At 40.3% G+C, this 17,960-nt stretch carries 18 protein-coding genes; 11 read left to right on the top strand and 7 right to left on the bottom strand.

Translation table 11 applies throughout. From position 1 onward, the window contains the following. Nucleotides 1–46: 46 nt before the first annotated feature. Nucleotides 47–1,333 carry a M64 family metallopeptidase gene (locus B5X76_RS02935; RefSeq protein WP_079641591.1) on the bottom strand — a complete coding sequence of 429 codons (1,287 nt, stop codon included), beginning with the start codon at nucleotides 1,331–1,333 and terminating at the stop codon, nucleotides 47–49. Between the two features lie 139 nt (nucleotides 1,334–1,472). Between B5X76_RS02935 and B5X76_RS02940 the strand changes: the two genes are divergently transcribed. The 5 genes from B5X76_RS02940 to rdgB all read left to right on the top strand — a co-directional run bounded on the left by B5X76_RS02940 (nucleotide 1,473) and on the right by rdgB (nucleotide 5,589). Continuing rightward, the gene (locus B5X76_RS02940) at nucleotides 1,473–2,570 is read left to right on the top strand and encodes a mandelate racemase/muconate lactonizing enzyme family protein (protein WP_079641077.1); all 1,098 of its coding nucleotides are present in this window, start codon (nucleotides 1,473–1,475) and stop codon (nucleotides 2,568–2,570) included. Between the two features lie 305 nt (nucleotides 2,571–2,875). After that, nucleotides 2,876–3,856 (top strand): deoxyhypusine synthase family protein, encoded by a 981-nt coding sequence (locus B5X76_RS02945; protein ID WP_079641080.1) that lies wholly within the window; start codon nucleotides 2,876–2,878, stop codon nucleotides 3,854–3,856. A 178-nt stretch (nucleotides 3,857–4,034) separates the two neighbouring features. Next, nucleotides 4,035–4,565 (top strand): hypothetical protein, encoded by a 531-nt coding sequence (locus B5X76_RS02950; protein WP_079641082.1) that lies wholly within the window; start codon nucleotides 4,035–4,037, stop codon nucleotides 4,563–4,565. Between the two features lie 197 nt (nucleotides 4,566–4,762). Continuing rightward, a complete protein-coding gene (locus B5X76_RS22425; protein ID WP_394333394.1) occupies nucleotides 4,763–4,897 on the top strand; it encodes a four helix bundle protein in 135 nt (44 codons plus the stop codon). 116 nt (nucleotides 4,898–5,013) lie between these two features. Beyond that, nucleotides 5,014–5,589 (top strand): RdgB/HAM1 family non-canonical purine NTP pyrophosphatase, encoded by a 576-nt coding sequence (gene rdgB / locus B5X76_RS02960; RefSeq protein ID WP_079641085.1) that lies wholly within the window; start codon nucleotides 5,014–5,016, stop codon nucleotides 5,587–5,589. A 238-nt stretch (nucleotides 5,590–5,827) separates the two neighbouring features. Here rdgB and B5X76_RS02965 read toward each other — a convergent pair whose 3' ends face one another. Further along, nucleotides 5,828–8,194, bottom strand: a complete 2,367-nt coding sequence (locus B5X76_RS02965) for an OstA-like protein (protein ID WP_139375187.1) — start codon at nucleotides 8,192–8,194, stop codon at nucleotides 5,828–5,830. A gap of 94 nt (nucleotides 8,195–8,288) precedes the next feature. Here B5X76_RS02965 and tilS point away from each other — a divergent pair, with 94 nt between their 5' ends. The 6 genes from tilS to B5X76_RS02995 all read left to right on the top strand — a co-directional run bounded on the left by tilS (nucleotide 8,289) and on the right by B5X76_RS02995 (nucleotide 13,022). Beyond that, complete coding sequence (tilS, locus tag B5X76_RS02970; protein ID WP_079641087.1) at nucleotides 8,289–9,629, top strand: tRNA lysidine(34) synthetase TilS; 1,341 nt, start codon at nucleotides 8,289–8,291, stop codon at nucleotides 9,627–9,629. Next, nucleotides 9,616–10,101 (top strand): hypothetical protein, encoded by a 486-nt coding sequence (locus B5X76_RS02975; protein WP_079641089.1) that lies wholly within the window; start codon nucleotides 9,616–9,618, stop codon nucleotides 10,099–10,101. The genes tilS and B5X76_RS02975 overlap by 14 nt, the downstream gene beginning before the upstream one ends. Before the next feature lie 181 nt (nucleotides 10,102–10,282). Then, on the top strand, nucleotides 10,283–10,615 hold the full coding sequence (locus tag B5X76_RS02980; RefSeq protein ID WP_079641091.1) for a DUF4834 family protein: 333 nt from the start codon (nucleotides 10,283–10,285) through the stop codon (nucleotides 10,613–10,615). Next, entirely contained in the window at nucleotides 10,616–11,719 is a 1,104-nt protein-coding gene (recF, locus tag B5X76_RS02985) for a DNA replication/repair protein RecF (protein ID WP_079641093.1), read from the top strand. Beyond that, entirely contained in the window at nucleotides 11,712–12,026 is a 315-nt protein-coding gene (locus B5X76_RS02990; RefSeq protein WP_079641095.1) for a DciA family protein, read from the top strand. Before recF ends, B5X76_RS02990 begins: the two co-directional genes overlap by 8 nt. An 84-nt stretch (nucleotides 12,027–12,110) precedes the next feature. Further along, nucleotides 12,111–13,022, top strand: a complete 912-nt coding sequence (locus B5X76_RS02995; RefSeq protein WP_079641097.1) for an EamA family transporter — start codon at nucleotides 12,111–12,113, stop codon at nucleotides 13,020–13,022. A 4-nt stretch (nucleotides 13,023–13,026) separates the two neighbouring features. Here the strand turns inward: B5X76_RS02995 and B5X76_RS03000 are convergent, their stop codons facing one another. The 5 genes from B5X76_RS03000 to B5X76_RS03020 all read right to left on the bottom strand — a co-directional run bounded on the left by B5X76_RS03000 (nucleotide 13,027) and on the right by B5X76_RS03020 (nucleotide 17,943). Next, nucleotides 13,027–13,647 (bottom strand): L-threonylcarbamoyladenylate synthase, encoded by a 621-nt coding sequence (locus B5X76_RS03000; RefSeq protein ID WP_079641099.1) that lies wholly within the window; start codon nucleotides 13,645–13,647, stop codon nucleotides 13,027–13,029. A 106-nt stretch (nucleotides 13,648–13,753) separates the two neighbouring features. Beyond that, nucleotides 13,754–15,199, bottom strand: a complete 1,446-nt coding sequence (gene asnS / locus B5X76_RS03005) for an asparagine--tRNA ligase (protein ID WP_079641101.1) — start codon at nucleotides 15,197–15,199, stop codon at nucleotides 13,754–13,756. Nucleotides 15,200–15,301: 102 nt separating this feature from the next. Then, nucleotides 15,302–16,054, bottom strand: a complete 753-nt coding sequence (gene trpA / locus B5X76_RS03010) for a tryptophan synthase subunit alpha (RefSeq protein ID WP_079641103.1) — start codon at nucleotides 16,052–16,054, stop codon at nucleotides 15,302–15,304. 88 nt (nucleotides 16,055–16,142) lie between these two features. Then, a complete protein-coding gene (trpB, locus tag B5X76_RS03015) occupies nucleotides 16,143–17,327 on the bottom strand; it encodes a tryptophan synthase subunit beta (RefSeq protein WP_079641105.1) in 1,185 nt (394 codons plus the stop codon). Beyond that, nucleotides 17,302–17,943 (bottom strand): phosphoribosylanthranilate isomerase, encoded by a 642-nt coding sequence (locus B5X76_RS03020; RefSeq protein WP_079641107.1) that lies wholly within the window; start codon nucleotides 17,941–17,943, stop codon nucleotides 17,302–17,304. Before B5X76_RS03020 ends, trpB begins: the two co-directional genes overlap by 26 nt. Between the last annotated feature and the right edge of the window lie 17 nt (nucleotides 17,944–17,960).

Here is a 17,960-nt window from a genome sequence, read left to right on the forward strand (position 1 = left end):
GCCTCCTATGCTTGATACAAGCATAGGAGGCAGCCCCAAGATGTGGTTATTTATCCGTATAAAACAGAATCATCTCTTCTATAGCACGGCTACATACTGGGCAAAAATCCTTTGGTTTGTTGGCCTTCATCCTACAATCGTGCGATGGAATGTATAGCCCATTTCCTTTTAAACCTTCGAATGCCCCAATTCTAACAGTTCCTAACATACTGTCGGAGGTAGGGATTGGAGTGTTTTTAGACACCATATCAGCCCATTTGCTTTTGAAGTCAACTAATGAAGTGTTGTTCTTTTCCCAAGGTTCTATCTTTTCAACAGCTTTGTTTTCAAAAACATCTACTGCATAGAAGTATTCATCAGCTAGTCCGGCGAAACTGTGACCAAACTCATGGACAACAACTGGAGCGAATTGTTGATTCTTAGTCGTGGTAAGAGCGTAGGAATTCAATATTCCACCACCGCCATATACATCCGTATTTGCCAGAATGATAATGTGCTGGTACGGAATATTTTCTAACAAGCTATGTAATAGCTTGGTGTGTGAGGTCGTTAGATACCGCTCGGCGTAAAATGTGTCGAAATTGGACTGAACAGCAGTTGATCGCCATAGGTTTTTGGATGGTACGCTGATATTGGAATCTTTGGAGGGCGATTTTACGGCAACAATCTCGAATGCATTTTCGTATTTCTTAAAGATATTATGTTGAAATAAGCTCTGAACAGTTTTGTGGGCATAATCCATAAAATCGTTCATTTCTGTATCCTTATACCCTTCGGCTACTATGGCAATCTTTATGGGGGTAGCAATTGTAGCTTTATGGATCACTTCGTAAGGAGTTTCGTTTTTTTGTGCTTTACGGATTAAGATGTCTAGAGGATCTATCTGATGTGTTAATAATACCGTCTCTTTGCGCTGTGCATTAAAGAACGAAACTTGAACTCGGACTTTTGCTTTTGGGAAAGGAACTAGATAGGTGTTTTCAAAACTCTTGGTGGTTTGTTTAGCTTCGTCTTGGGTCAGCCACTCTTGAAACAGGCTGCTGAAAGGTAAGACGTAGATTAGTTTTTCTGTAGCTAAATCGTAGACTTTAATCTGACCATTGCCCTGAATAGGTGTTCTGTTCAGGTTGCCTTTTCTTCCGTTCCATTGATCTAACTGCACCAAATCCGATAGGTAGGCATATTGTTGGGCTCTGTTTCCTGCAAAGATGTAATCTAATCGCAATGTTTGTTCGGTGAAATAATCGTTAAACTGTTGGGCATTGACCGATATAAAGGACAGGATAATAGTAAGTGAAAATATGATCTTAAGCGCCGTTTTATGCAGAGTCATTTTTTTAATATTTAGGATTGTTATTTCTTTTTTTGCCAAAAATAAGGCTTTGCTTTTGTTTCTTGCTTATTGTTTCAAAAGTCTTTAACTTTCGTCATTAAAATAAACACAACATTTAGTAACCTAAAAAAGGATATCAATGACCATTACGCATATTGAAATATACCGCCTGAGTATTCCTATGGAGCCTTTTGTCATTGCGACAGGGACCATGGACTATGCACAAAATACCTTTGTACGTGTATACACCGATGTGGGAATCTATGGTGTGGGAGAGTGTTCTGCTTTCCCCATGATTGTTGGAGAGACGCAGAATACCTGTATTAGCATAGCGCAGGATTTTGCAAGGATATGGAAAGGGAAAGATGCTTTGGCTCTTGAAGACCGCCTCGCGGAGCTACATCTGTATATAGCTGGCAATGCGACCATAAAATCAGCTTTTGATATGGCGTTGTATGATATCGCGGCCAAACATGCCGGGCAGCCACTATATCGTTTTTTGGGAGGGGAGAAGAGAGAGATTACTACCGATATTACCTTGGGTATTGCTGCGGCGGAGGAGATGGCCGAGAAAGCGCTAAAACTGAAAGAAGGTGGAGCATTTGCTCTAAAGGTCAAATTGGGTAAAAATCCCGCTGATGATATCGCAAGAATTAAGGCCATTCGTAAGGCTGTGGGTTTTGATCTGCCCATCCGTATCGATGCCAATCAAGGTTGGTCTTACGAAGGGGCTGTAGAGGCATTGCAAGGATTGGAAGCCTATAAGATCCAGTTTTGTGAACAGCCAATGCGTACTTACAATGATCATCTATTGCCCGAGTTACGTACGCAAACTATTGTGCCTATTATGGCGGATGAATCCGTATATACGCATCGCGATGCGGGACGCCTGTGTAAAGCGGATGCCTGTGATTATATCAATATTAAATTTTCGAAATCATCGGGAATATACGAAGCATTGAAAATACAATCGGTCGCCGCTGAATACGGTGTAGCTTGTATGATAGGCGGAATGTTAGAATCTAGATTGGCACTGGCTGCCAAAGTTCATTTTGCCTATGCTGCACCCAATGTTAAGTTTTATGACTTGGATACCTGTATGGTCGGGCATCTGGAAGATCCTGTAGAAGGTGGTATACAATATAATGGTTATCATATATCCATTTCTGACGAGGCGGGTATTGGAGCTGATATTAAACAGGAGTTTTTGGATAGATGCGAAATGTGGATTATCTAGAGTTATAGTAGTTAAGGCGGTTATGGGAGTTATTAAGGAGACGGTATAACTTTGTAACCTCATAACTTGATCAAGTATGAACAACACAACGTGGAGTATAGGGATGTCGGAGATTATAATTCTCCTGATTATGACGCTTATCTTGGTAGGGGCATTTTTATTTGTAATAAAACTTATCCGAAGGAAATAAGCATTTTTTATCATTTGTTAAAAAATGCTTTGGTCTCACGGCTTTACTCGTGCTGTAGGGACTAAAATAAATTATATTCAGTACCTTTGCTGGACTTGTTAAAACATTAAAAAAGATGAGTACACAAAAAGGGCCTATCAGCCAATTTATTGAACACAATTACCGTCATTTCAATGCAGCTGCTTTGGTGGATGCTGCTAAAGGTTATGAAACACACCTACTAGAAGGAGGAAAGATGTTGGTCTCCTTGGGAGGTGCAATGTCAACTGCAGAGTTAGGCGTATCCCTAGCTGAGATGATCCGTCAAGATAAAGTACATATTATCTCTTGTACAGGTGCAAACTTGGAAGAGGATGTGATGAACTTGGTAGCACACTCGCACTACAAGCGTATCCCTAACTGGAGAGATCTTACTCCAGAGCAAGAACGCGAATTATTGGATACTCACTTCAACCGTGTTACGGATACTTGTATCCCTGAGGAAGAGGCTTTCCGTCGTCTTCAAAAGCACTTAGAAGATGTATGGCATGCTGCTGAAGCTAAGGGTGAGCGTTACTTGCCGCACGAATTTTTGTACCAAGTGGTGAATTCGGGCGTATTGGAGCAATATTACGAAATTGATCCTAAGGATTCTTGGATTGTTGCAGCTGCTGAAAAGAATTTGCCAATCGTATGTCCAGGATGGGAAGACTCGACTACAGGTAATATTTTTGCTTCTAATGTGATCAAAGGTAACTTAAAAGCTTCTACCGTGAAATCGGGTATCGAGTATATGATTTACTTGACAGAATGGTACCGTGAAAACTCAGATGGTAAAGGTGTAGGTTTCTTCCAGATTGCTGGTGGTATCTCTGGTGATTTTCCAATCTGCGTAGTACCGATGATGTATCAGGATTTAGAATGGACTGATGTTCCTTTCTGGTCGTACTTCTGTCAGATTTCAGATTCTACTACGTCTTACGGTTCGTATTCAGGTGCTGTTCCAAACGAGAAAATCACTTGGGGTAAGCTTGATGTCGATACACCTAAGTATATGATTGAGTCAGATGCGACTATCGTTGCTCCATTGATTTTTGCTTATATTTTAGGACAATAGTATTGAGGGGCTAGCGCCGTCATTCCGACCGGAGTGGAGGAATCTATGGACTTGATGTATAGCTGTTAAGTTTATAGATTTCTCCATTTCGCTTTGCTACAGTCGAAATGACGTGTTCGATAGGATAACTTTATAGTGTTGAACCTTATAACCTATATAACTCGCATCACATAAAACTATGAACAACCTCCTTACAGATAATTCGGTAGCGCTACAGGCCTTGATGTCAGAAACGATATTCTCGACTGGCTTTTCAGTGGCTAATGTTCGGACGGCAGCTGTGCAATCTGAGACGGTTGCTTTTGATAATTCTACAGAGGAATTCGTTTTCCAAGGAGATAAGACTACAGGTGTTCTTTTTATCCTTCGTTATCCCGAATTTCCCTATTTCTCGCCACAGGCTGAGGAAGCGTTTGTCAAGACGATTGGTGCTCTACAGCTTACACCATATAATGTGGCGGTAGTCAATCTGGCCAATCCTCAAAATCCAAATGAGTTCAAGAAGATTATGGAGTTCTTCAAGCCGACTAAGATTACCCTCTTGGGCGTAGAACCCGCTTCTTTGAAATTACCGGAAATAGCGCACAACTCTTATATGCGTGGTAAAATTGCTACCGTTTTCAATACTTTCTCTTTCGAAGAGATGTTTGCAGACATTCAGAAGAAAAAACTCTTTTGGGGGGAGTTTAAGACCTTTATTAATGGTTAATGATTGATGGTTAATTATTAATGATTTTTTATATTTATTATTAACTTAATCAGTCTGTTTATGAAGGAAAATGCAATAAAGCAATTTAGTTTTGAGTTTGCTGTAAGGGTTGTTAACTTATATAAATATTTGTGCGAGCATAAGAAAGAATTTATTTAAGTAAAGAATTGCTTCGCTCGGGTACCAGTGTGGGAGCAATGGTTCGTGAAGCAGAGCATGCTGAATCAAAAGTAGACTTTAAGCATAAGTTAGGGGTTGCACAAAAAGAAATCAACGAAACTATTTATTGGTTAGAGCTTTTGAGAGAAACGGATTATCTATCAAGGGAATAGTTCGAAAGTATTCACAGTGATGCTATTCAAATAATAAAACTGGTCACCGCGATTATAAAAACAACAAAAGTAAACATAACAGGTCATTAACCATTCACAATTAACCATTTAAAAAAGTGCTAGAACTAGTTTTCGCTACAAATAACGCGCATAAGCTTGAAGAAGTACAAGCTATTATCGGGAGTAAATTCAATTTGAGATCATTAGCAGAAATTGATTGTTATGATGATATTCCAGAAACAGGTGTGACATTTCAGGAGAATGCACAGCAGAAGACGGATTATCTGGTAGAACGATTTAAAGTGAATTGTTTTGGTGATGATTCTGGGTTAGAAATAGATGCTTTAGGGGGAGAACCAGGGGTATATTCGGCTCGTTATTCGGGATCTCGGGATATGGAGCAGAATATAGATTTAGTATTGGAACGTTTGGTTGGGGCTGAGTCTAGAACAGCACGCTTCAAAACTGTTATCTCACTATTCTTGGAAGGGAAACAATACTTTTTTGAAGGAACGATCGAAGGGCGTATCATCGACGAACGTCGGGGGGATGGCGGATTTGGTTACGATCCTATATTTATACCAGATGGTTACTCGCGTACATTTGCCGAAATGTCGGCTGCTGAAAAAAATCTGATCAGCCATCGCTCGATAGCCGTGTCCAAGATGGCCGCTTTTCTAAAAGGGTTTTAATGCAGGTGTAAGCTTAGGCTAGTTTTTTCGTTTTTGCGAGGGACGACCGCCGAAGGCAGATGCGTAGCAAACCGATCTATAAGCCATATATCGTAAAGCCGTTTTTAAGATCGTTTCGTCGCGAAGACGGATTAAAGTTACGCACTGTCATCGAATCTCCTTTGTGTTTGTTGAAAAACTTACCTCTCGGAGTGACGAGGTTAAGGCTTTTCGGACAGCCTTAAGAGGACTTGAACGTCTATTTTTCTTCTCTAAGCTCTGTTTTAGACTCTTCTTCCTGATTTTTATTTACCTCTTTTTTCAGTTCTTCCTTTTTAGGTGCTTCTTCTATGCTCTCTTTGCTTTCTGTCGCTTTTTGTTTTTCGTCTGTATTTTCACCAGCTTTAGCATCTACAGCTTTTGGTAGTTCGCGCTTCCGATTGAGTAGGTCTTCTTTCGATGTAGGTCTATCCTGTGGACGCCAGATAAAGCCAGGCAGTATTTCATTCTCTTGGGTTACTAGTTTGAATGGATATACTTTTTGATCTACTTTGTGAATCGTTTTGTAGTCGATGAGTTTTTTGTTCTCCATCTTGACTTTTATTCTTCCCCCGCGATCGTGAAACATATCGCTGATAATTTTCGTTTCATCATTTACAGAAAACACGAGATTCTCCGCATTTCCATCTACGAACAGTTGGTCTATGCTGTTATTTTTAAAGAAGGCTGTGATCTTACGGCCTTTCAATTGGTTGAATTTGACCGAATCCAATACAGCGTTAACCATAAAAGCATTGTCTTTTAGCAGTGCGTTATCCATCTGTTGGTTGACAATCTGCATAAATATAGTGTCAGCAGAGATTTGAGATCCTTGAGACCAAATCATTGGTCTTCCCATAAAACGGAACATCGAGTCTTGCATCCCGTAGTAAACCGAATCGGCTACAGCTTGCAAGTCGGATTTAAATAATCTAACATTATAATATGCACGTACTATCCGGGTTTTTGCGGTGTCGCTTTGAGCTTTAGGTATGCTGTCTGTTTTACTGATAACCGAATCAGGTCTTTGAGCTATTCGTAAGGCATTATTGATCAGGGTGTCGGCCTGGTTGGCAATTGGTACTACAGCCTTCTGTCTAAGTACGGAGTCCGCTTTTAGCGTATTTCCTATATGTTGTCGGTCGCCGATTCGATTGGGGGCTCCCGGAACAGCTTTGCTTTTTGCTGGAACAGTTGTTTTGACGGTGTCCTTTTTGATTGGGGGCTTACTCGACGCAATCTCTTTTTCTACGATGGACTTTACGGTGTTTTTAATGTCAGTTTGTAACGTGTCTTTTGCAATGGCTAGCGTAGAATCTGATAGCTCGTTATTCTCGTCACCATAGTCTATATCTTCATCAACCTCCATTTTACCACCATCACGACTTAGGTTTAGCGCTAAAGGTTTGTAGTCTTTGACAAGAATCATCCTGGAGAAAAGAGTGTCAGCTGTCATGTAAACCGAATCCACCTTAGCCTCTCGCGCACTGCTGTCTCGAACGGTGCGTACTTTTGGTAGTTCATTGTCTTTATCTTCTTTGGTGTCAACGTTTACCTCTTTGACCTTTTTTTCGCTCGCTTTTTTTGTTTTTTCTTTTTCAGGTACCTTCGGTTCTGCTACTGCTGCGGTACTATCCGATTCAGAGGTAGAACTGTCGTCTTTCACCACCGTAATGATATAAGGCTTGTCGGTCATCCGGATGGATTCTTCAGATTGGGTATAGAGACCTTGTCCGCCGAAAGCATAGAATTTATCTGTGGTATCTACAAATACAACATTTCTAAAGGCTTCGCCGACTCCTTTTGCACGTTCGTAGTGTAAACTGTCGCCTTTAAGAAATTTTGATCCCTCTGTATAAAGATTATTCTTATTAAAGTTAGCGATACCTGTGCCTGTATTGTACGTGCCTCGTTCGGTATACAGGTTCTCGTTATTACCTTTTTGGCTGCTAACTGGTTTTATGTTGGTAGGGCCGAAAAAGTAGGTCATTTTACTTTGCGAGTTGTAGCGCATTGTATCGGTATATACTTTGACATTCTGGCTACGTACGACTACCTTGTGACGGAAATATGCGTCTGATGTGAGTTCAAAGTAGTAGGCATTTTTTGAGGTTATCGTATCTCCTTGAGAGATGATCCGTCCGCCTCCAGTATAGGTGCCTACTTTCGAACGCATGTTGTAGGTAAGATGGTTGGTCGTCAACGTGGAGCCTTTATCCACCATCTTAACATTCCCGGTTAATAGGGCATGTTGTGCGGCAGCATCGTAGTGTAGGTAATCGGAATAGATCACGGTACCAGAGGGTTGTGTGATGACAACATTGCCAAAAGCTTCGAAGAACTGTCTTTTTATCTCATCCTCGTAGATATAACCACTGTCCGCAGATAGTGTATTCCCTTTGTGCTCATAGACAGGGGTATAGAATACCATGTGCCCGGTTTTAGCATTGATTCGGCCACTATTGGACGATACCAGATTCAGACGGTCTTTTCCGCCCTGTTGACTAGTAGTGGTGCCAATAGGAGTTTGCCCAAATGCGGATGCAAGGGTTAGAATAAAAGTTATAGTTAAAAGCCAGTTTCTCACGAAGGCAAAAATATGGATTTTAATAGCAAAAAAATGTTAATTGATCGAAATTTAATGCTAAATAAAATTAAAGATTTTTGGTTAAGTTTGGGGTATGGATGTCGATGTTCGTTTTAGGAGATATGTAGAAGATTATAAGTTGTTTACGAAGACGGATAAAGTCCTCGTTGCGGTGAGTGGTGGACGGGATTCTATGTTGCTGTTAACATTGCTTTACAGGTGTGGCGTACGGGTGGAATTGGCACATTGTAATTTTCAATTACGTAATGAGGAATCGGATGGCGATGAACAGCTGGTGCTTAATTACGCTGCCCAGCTTGGCGTAAAAACTTATGTACACCGTTTTGATACAACATCTTATGCAGAGAGCCATAAGATTTCGATACAGATGGCTGCGCGGGAGCTTCGTTACGACTGGTTCGAAAAGGTAAGGAAAGAGAGCGGCTGCAAGTACATCGCCATCGCTCAGCATAAAAATGATCATGTAGAAACAGTATTGTTGAATCTGTCACGTGGTACAGGACTGTTGGGAATGCAGGGGATATTGCCTAAGCGAGGAAAAATACTGCGGCCTTTGTTATTTCTGACCAGTGCTGAGGTGTTGGAAGCTGTCAATACATTGGGTATTCCATATCGGGATGATTCTTCTAATTTTTCTAATAAATATGCACGAAATAAGATACGTCTCGATATCATTCCCCAATTCGAACAGTTAAGCTCTGATTTTGTCGATATTATGAACGATAATATTTTACGGTTTCAGGAGTCACAACGTGTCTTACAGTATTTTGTAGATCAGAAAAGAGAAGAACTTTTGGTGAAAATTGGACCAGATGACTGGGAGATTGCGAAAGAATCAATCCGAGGACAAGATTTAGCGCTGTTGTATTTTCTTTTTGAGCCATTTGGTTTTTCAAAAAATGTCCTGACCGACCTCATACAATCTTTAGATAAGGAGTCAGGACGTGTTTTTGAGTCGGATAGCCATCGGTTGCTTGTGGATAGGACGAGGCTAAAACTGCGACACAAGCATTACGAAGAAGAGGTTGCGCAACTGAATGCGGGTCAAGAGATATTGGTATGGCGTAATTATAGCTTTACAGTGTGTACTTCTCCAGATTTTTCCATTGATAGAAATGTTGCAATAGCCCAATTAGATTATGATAAATTGGTGTTCCCTTTGATAGTCAGGTCTTGGCAGGAAGGCGATTATTTTCAGCCATTGGGGATGGAAGGAAAGAAGAAGGTGTCAGATTTTTTAATCCAAAAAAAGATTAATTTATTTGATAAAAGAGAGGTTCCTATCTGGTTCAACGGTAATGGAGAATTGATATGGATTGCTAATTATCAGATCGACAATCGCTATAAGATTACCGAAAATACGCAAAAAGTCCTTAAATTAGTTTGCAATATTAGTAGATATGAGTACAAATAGTTTATTTGTTGAGCGTCAATACCTGGGAAGAGATAAGACATGGATTAGTGTTCGGATGGTATTAGCATTGTTTTGTTTTATCGTGTATTATCTGAATATGGATCACTTGGCTTCAAGACAATTGTTCTTTATCGTAGGGAGTTGTATTATTGTCGTCTCTATAATCATGATGTATCTGGTGCATTATAAAACTGCGGTGACAGCTAATAATATTACACTAAGTGGGTTGTGGACAACGAGTCTGGTTAAGATCGATCTCTCTTCGCTGGTAAAGGTTGAAAAGAAACCTTACAGCAATTTTGTTTTTAATAATCCAGTGTACAATTTGCATAAGAATGGGAAGATACGATTTTACGCAGGAGGGAAGGATGCCGTGTGGCTTACAGATAGGGATGGACTTGTTTATATAATTGGTACGCACAAGCAAGAGGAACTCTATAATGCAATCGTCAAAGCCAAAAAGGAATCTTAATAAATGTTAAGATTGTCAGTCTGACACTTCTTTGACCTTGTCTGGAACTGAATTTGTTATTTTTACGCTAATTAAAAATTATAATTGGTTAAGTAGAGCTACAGAATTATAGTTATGGGCGCAACGATATTGCGCGTGATGGCAAATTTATGTAGGTTTGAATAAATAGAATTAGAAAGAAATGGGTTTATTATATTTTATATTATTTGTTGTTGCTTTTTATTACATCTTTAAGTTTTCGATGCGTTTGTTATTGCCGTTTGCAATGCGCAAGTTGACTGAACGAATGATGAAGAAAGCTCAACAACAGGGACAAGGACAATATAATTACGGAAGTGCAGGTAATCCCTTTGGTTCAGGTAATCCTTTTGGCAATACTGATCAACAGCAATCCTATAAAAAGCAGGGTGCAAAGGATGGGAAGGTAACTGTCGATTATGTTCCTGCTCAAGATCCGAAACGTAAAGGCACGGCCACAGCAGGCGAGTTTATCGATTTTGAAGAAGTGAAGTAGATGTGGCTAAAGCAAATTTCGCTGTTAAATTTTAAGAATTATACGGAATCCACATTAAACTTTCTCCCTGAAGTAAATGCCTTTACTGGGAAAAATGGTGCAGGTAAGACTAATTTATTAGACGCGATACATTATCTTTCCTTATGTAAGTCCTATTTCAATCCTATAGATTCGCAGCACATAAAGAAGGGAGAAGACTGGTTTATTGTGCAAGGTGAGTTCGAGCGGGATGAAAGAACCGACGCTATTTCGTGTAGTCTAAAGCGTAACCAAAAAAAGCAATTCAAAAAGAATAAAAAGGACTATCCAAGACTTGCCGATCATATCGGCCAGTTCCCGTTAGTGATGATATCACCTAGCGATAGCGAGATCATTACCGAGGGTAGTGAAGAGCGAAGAAAATTCGTGGATAATGTCATTTCTCAAACTGACAATCGTTATTTGGATACGTTGATATTGTACAATAAAGTGCTTCTTCAACGGAATATGTTATTGAAGAGTATCAAAGAACGTGGTGTTTTTGATGTAGGACTTCTCGAAGTACTTAATATGCAACTGGTGGAGGTTGGAGAAAGAATATATGCGCGTAGAAAACGATTTATGAAAGAGTTTAGCCCAGCTTTTCAACGCCATTATACCTATCTCACGGATGAGGCCGAAGAGGTTGCATTGGTTTATGAGTCTCCACTGCATGAGAAAGACTTTCTGACACTGTTAAATTCTAGTTTGGAAAAAGATAGGGTATTAGAGCGTACTACACAAGGTGTGCATAAAGACGATTTACTCTTTACGATACATGGAGAAATGTCTCTTAAGAAATTCGGATCACAAGGGCAGCAAAAATCTTTCCTCATAGCCCTTAAACTGGCACAATATAGTTTTCTTCAGGAACAGAAGCAGTTTTGTCCTTTATTGCTCCTCGATGATATTTTCGATAAGTTGGACGAAAAGCGTACTAAGAAGCTTATGCAGATGGTTTCGAATGATGAATTTGGACAGATTTTTATCACGGATACCAATGCTGTCAGAATTCGAGAAATATTTGATGAAATCGCTCAGCCAATACGTATCTTTGATATAGAAGGAGGACAGGTTCATGTATAAGAAGAAATTTGACGAAATACCGACGCGTGACGATATTAGTATGAAGCAGGCGGTTGAAAAATGGTTAGAAGTATACCGTTTGCGTCGAAAATTTGATGAATCATCTGTAGCCTCATTTTGGGGAGAGATAATTGGCCCCTATATAGAAAAACGTACTCAAAAGATCTTCGTTAAGGATAAGAAGCTGTTTGTTAAAGTAGAATCTGCTGTCGTAAAGCACGAACTGACATTGATGCGGAGACAGGTTATTGGTCGTATCAATGAACACGCTGGTCAGGTTCTTATCGAGGAGCTAGTTATTTTGTAAGAATGGTTATCAAGTGAACGAGTTATCAATTCAACAAGATCACTCGATAGCTACATAACCCGATAACATGTTAACAACCTAAGAATGCAATTCAAGTATTACGCTGCGGCACTTTTTTCATTTATCGTTTGGGGAATGTTTAGTTTAGTGCTACGCCCATTAAGTGCCTATGCCTCGTTAGATATTCTATTGTATCGTATTCTTTTTGCCACCGGAGCAATTCTTCTGATTAGTTTTTTGTTTCGACCGAAGGTTACGAAAGAAAATATAAAGATTATTCGCGCATTATCACATCGCGAAAGAAGGTCGGTGTTTTTGCACGTCTTTTGTAGCGCAGTGATGCTGTCACTCAATTGGTTTTTGTTTATCTACGTGATGAATAATGTCAGTGTCAATGCTACTTCATTGGCCTATCTCATTTGCCCTATTATTACGACGGTGTTGGCTAGTGTGTTTTTAAAAGAACAATTGAATCGAGGACAATGGTTGGCTGTGGGGCTTAGTGTGTTAGCTTGTCTGATGTTGGCCTATGGACATTTTATGGATATGATTTATAGTGTCGTTATCGCATTCACCTATGCCACATATCTTGTTTTGCAAAAGCGGAATAATAGGTTGGACAAATTTTTCACATTGAACTTACACATCATTGTAACATCTATTTTGTTGACTCCGATGCTTTATATTTTGCCAGAAGGTGTTACACACGGAATGGATTTTTATGGATATGTATTGTTGATAGCCTTGTTATTTACGATTATCCCTTTGTTTCTGAATATGTATGCATTGAAAGGTTTAGATTCATCTGTAGTTGGGATACTGCTCTATATAAACCCTACAATAGCGTTTCTATTGGCTATTTTTTATTTTAAGGAGGAAATCAATCTCGTTCAGATTATGGCTTATGGTTTGATTTTTCTTGCGGTAATCATCTTTAATGTAGCTTATCTCCGGCAGTATCACCGGTCTAGAAAGCAAGAGATCCTAGCTGCTTAATACCCTATAGGTACAGCTCTAAGTCTCCTTTGCCCTCACGTATGACTTCAAACTCGCCTTCGGTCAAATCGACTACGGTAGAAGCTACATTGTCTCCATAGCCGCCGTCGATTACTAGATCAACGAGATCTTGGTATTTTTCATAGATCAATTCTGGATCTGTAGAATATTCGATGATATCGTCTTCATCGTGGATGGAAGCCGTTACTATTGGATTTCCCAGCTGTTTTACGATCTCGCGTACAATATTGTTGTCTGGAACACGGATACCCACTGTTTTTTTCTTTGAACTCAAAAGCTTAGGAACCTGTCCACTAGCATTGAATATGAACGTAAAGGGGCCAGGTAGTGCTTTTTTGAGCACACGGAAGACTGTCGTATCGAAGGGTTTAGTATACTGCGAGATATCCGTAAGGTCGTAACAGATAAAAGACAGGTTGGCCTTGTCGGTTTTTAGCCCCCGTATTTGACAAACGCGCTCGATTGCCTTTTGATTCGTAATATCACAACCTATACCATACACCGTATCTGTCGGGTAGATGATGACACCTCCTTTTTTCAAGATATCGACCGCCTGATCTATATATTTAGTATTGGGTTTATCTTCGTATATTTTTAATAGCATTTTTATAGTCGTTAGTATATTGCGTTTTTGGATAGTTTGACGCTTCGCCTCTCTTTTAAAATAACAACAGCCAAAATGATTTGTTTTGGCTGTTGTTATTGTTTTATTAAAACTCCGCGTTCTTCGGTGTGCGAGGAAACGGAATCACGTCTCTAATGTTTGTCATTCCTGTGGTAAATAAGACCAAGCGTTCGAAGCCAACACCAAAACCAGAGTGCGGCACTGACCCAAATCGACGCGTGTCCAAAAACCAATCCATCTCTTCAGCTTCGATGCCCACTTCAGACATACGTGTTAAGAGTTTCTCCAGGTTTTCTTCACGTTGTGATCCGCCGACCATCTCTCCAATCCCAGGGAAAAGGATATCCATAGCGCGTACAGTGTGACGACCTTCGGCATCCGGTTGGTTTTGTTTCATGTAGAAAGACTTGATCTCTCTTGGGTAGTCCGTGAGAATCACAGGTTTTTTAAAATGCTTTTCTACGAGGTAACGTTCGTGTTCCGATTGAAGATCAGCTCCCCAGCCTTCAATAAGATATTTAAACTGTTTCTTTTGGTTGGGTTTGCTGCGTTGCAATATTTCTACCGCCTCCGTGTAGGTTAGGCGTTCGAAGTCATTTTCCAATACGAAGTTTAACTTTTCAACTAAGTTTAATTCTGAACGTTCCGCCTGAGGTTTGGATTTCTCCTCCTCCAATAATCTGTTCTTTAAAAATTCGATCTCGTCAGGACATTGTTCTAACGCATGCTTGATTACATATTTCAATAGATCCTCAGCGAGGTCCATATTATCTTCCAGCTCGTAGAAAGCCATTTCAGGTTCAATCATCCAAAACTCCGCTAAGTGACGGGTTGTATTGGAGTTTTCGGCACGGAAAGTAGGTCCAAAAGTATAGATATTTCCAAAAGCTAAAGCCGCAAGCTCACCTTCTAATTGACCAGATACTGTTAGATTTGTAGCTTTACCAAAAAAGTCCTCTTTGAAATCCACTTTGCCATCTTCTGTCAATGAAGGGTTGATCGGATCTAATGTAGTCACTCTGAACATCTCGCCGGCTCCTTCGGCATCCGATCCTGTAATAATAGGGGAGTGGAAATACACAAAGTCGCGTTCTTGGAAGAACTTATGGACAGCGAAAGATAGTGCATTACGCACTTTGAATATAGCGTTGAATGTTCCTGTACGTACCCGTAAATGTGCAATTTCGCGAAGAAATTCTAAACTATGCTTTTTAGGCTGTAGCGGATACTTCTCTGGGTCCGATTCTCCGATTACCGAAACTTCTGTTGCTTTAACCTCTACGCGTTGTCCCTTTCCTTGTGATTCAATCAGATTACCTTTCACACGAACAGCAGCACCGGTAGTGATTTTCTTTAGAATCTCATCTGCTGTGTTTTCGAAATCAACTACGGCTTGGATATTATTTATAGAAGAACCGTCATTAATGGCTATAAATTGGTTGTTACGAAATGTTCTAACCCAACCTTTGACAATAACTTCTTTTCCAAAATCTTCCGATTGTAATAATTCTTTAATTCGTGTGTGTTCCATTTTTTTTAAGGAAATTTTTTCTTTTTATTCTTGTACAAAAATACGCTATATTATTGGCTAATTGCTAACAAAAGCATAAAATGTTAATGCTTCTGACTTTTATCAACGCAGACTCTTTATGAATTCAGGGATTTTTTTCAAATAGTCTTCCTCCGCCAATAATTTGACAAATGCGGTGCCTACTATTGCGCCATTGGCGTAGGTCGTTGCTTTTCTAAAAGTCTCTTGATTAGAAATCCCGAAGCCAATGATAAAGGGATTGTCTAGATCCATATCCTGGATGCGTTTGAAGTAACTTTCTGCTTGATCTTTCACCTCGAGGTTTTTACCTGTTGTTGAGTTGGAAGACAACAGATAGATGAAGCTACTGGACAACTTGTCTATTTTACGGATTCGCTGTTCGGAAGTCTGTGGAGTCACTAAAAAGATGTTACTGATGCCATTTTCTTCAAATGTACTTTTGTACAATTCCTCATATTCATACATTGGGAGGTCGGGTATGATCGTCCCATTGACGCCTACCTCTCTACATGCTTTGCAAAAATTCTCCACTCCGAATTGAATCACAGGATTGACGTAACCCATCAGAAAAACAGGAATGGATACGTGTTTGCGTAGATCCCTTAGTTGTTCGAAGAGTACCTGTAATGTCATTACATTTTTTAAGGCCTCTTCCGAACTATGTTGTATGGTAGGCCCATCAGCGACAGGATCGGAGTAAGGGAAGCCGATCTCTAGAAAATCGACTCCGGCTGCTTCAAGAGCTTTTGCTACCTGTAAGGTACTATCCAATGTCGGATAACCAGCCGTAAAATATATAGATAATAGTCCGTTTGCGTGTTTGTTGAGTTGCATGTTTTAATAGTTATGAAGGTTATGAAGGTTATGAAGGTTATAAAGTTTTTACTTCGTAACCAACGTGACCTCCTTCACCATTATCACTTTATAAATTAAAATACTTCATATAGTTGTCTAAATCTTTATCTCCTCGGCCTGATAGACAGATGACGACTGTTTCATCCCCCTTAAATGTCATCTTTTCAAGATAGGCTAGGGCATGCGAGCTTTCAATCGCAGGTATAATTCCTTCTAGTTGGGTTAAACGTAAACCTGCTTGCATAGCCTCATCATCGGTGATGGAGACATATTCGCCGCGACCTGACTTAAACAACCAAGCATGTTGAGGACCAATACCCGGATAGTCAAGCCCCGCCGAGATGGAATAAGGTTCCACCACCTGTCCGTCTGCAGTTTGCATCAGGATAGAGCGACTCCCGTGGAGTACACCTTCTTTACCTAGAGCTGTGGTGGCAGCTGTCTCGCCCGAATTGACACCATGACCGGCTGCTTCTACCGCGATAAGACGAACAGCCTCTTCGTCCACAAAATTATAAAACATACCAGCGGCATTAGATCCTCCACCAACGCATGCCATTACGATATCAGGAGTTTCTTGTCCTGTTTTTTCCAAGAGCTGTTTTCTTGTCTCGGCAGATATAATCGACTGAAAACGGGCCACCATATCAGGGTAGGGGTGTGGACCTACCACAGAACCGATAATATAATGTGTGTCTACCGGGTTATTGATCCAGTCTCGCAATGCTTCATTCGTCGCATCTTTAAGCGTTTGGCTGCCAGAGGTAGCAGCCACCACCGTAGCTCCCATCATTTTCATCCGTGCTACATTGGGGGCTTGGCGTTCAATATCTATTGCTCCCATATAAACCACACACTCTAGCCCTTTTAATGCACATACTGTCGCTGTTGCTACCCCATGTTGTCCAGCGCCTGTTTCTGCGATAATTCTTTTTTTGCCCAGTCGTTGTGCCAATAAGATCTGACCGATGGTGTTGTTTATTTTGTGCGCTCCCGTGTGATTTAGGTCTTCTCTTTTCAAGAAAATTGTTGCCCCATAACGATCCGACAATCGTTTTGCGTGATATAGTGGTGAGGGACGGCCTACATAATCTTTTAACAGCTCTTCAAATTCAGCTTTAAATGAAGGGTCGTTCATGATTTGTAAATATTGCTGCTCCAGTTCCTCTACATTTGGATACAGCATCTCCGGAATATATGCTCCGCCAAATGGTCCGTAATATCCCCTATTGTCTACCTGATATTTGCTCATGATGTATAATTGATAATGCTTGTGTTACTGTTTTTATGTCTTTTAAACCAGGCTCCAATTCAAATTTAGAGTTTAAATCTAACGCATAAAGCCTGTCGTCTTCTATTGTCATTGCTTGTTCTATATTGTCCAATCCCAGACCTCCACTCAAAAAGTAAGGCTTGGAATAAGGATAATTCCTTAACTGCTGCCAGCTAAAAGTCTGCCCCGTACCTCCATGCTGGGTACTCTTGGTATCGAATAGAAAGAAATCCACATGGTCAAGGTATTTTTCTAAAACAGACCAGTCGAATGCATCGTCGATCCCGAACGCCTTGATAATCTCTAGTCCGGCTTGTTTTAAAGACGCACAGAGTTCAGCTGTCTCGTTACCATGCAGCTGTATACAGGTAATGCCATAGGTGTCGACCTTATCTATTATCGCAGGGTATGTCTCATTGACAAATACTCCTACTTTTTTTATGTTTTCTGGAATAGCCTTCCGGATACCATCCTGAACAAATCGCGGTGATTTTGCGTAAAAGATAAAACCGATATAGTCTATAGGCAGACGGACCAGCTGCTGTATATTCTCCAGATCCCGCATTCCGCAAACTTTTATTTTAATGTTGTTCATGTTTGTTATCCTGTTAT

It is taken from the genome of Sphingobacterium nematocida (genome assembly GCF_900168125.1).
Lineage (GTDB): Bacteria > Bacteroidota > Bacteroidia > Sphingobacteriales > Sphingobacteriaceae > Sphingobacterium > Sphingobacterium nematocida.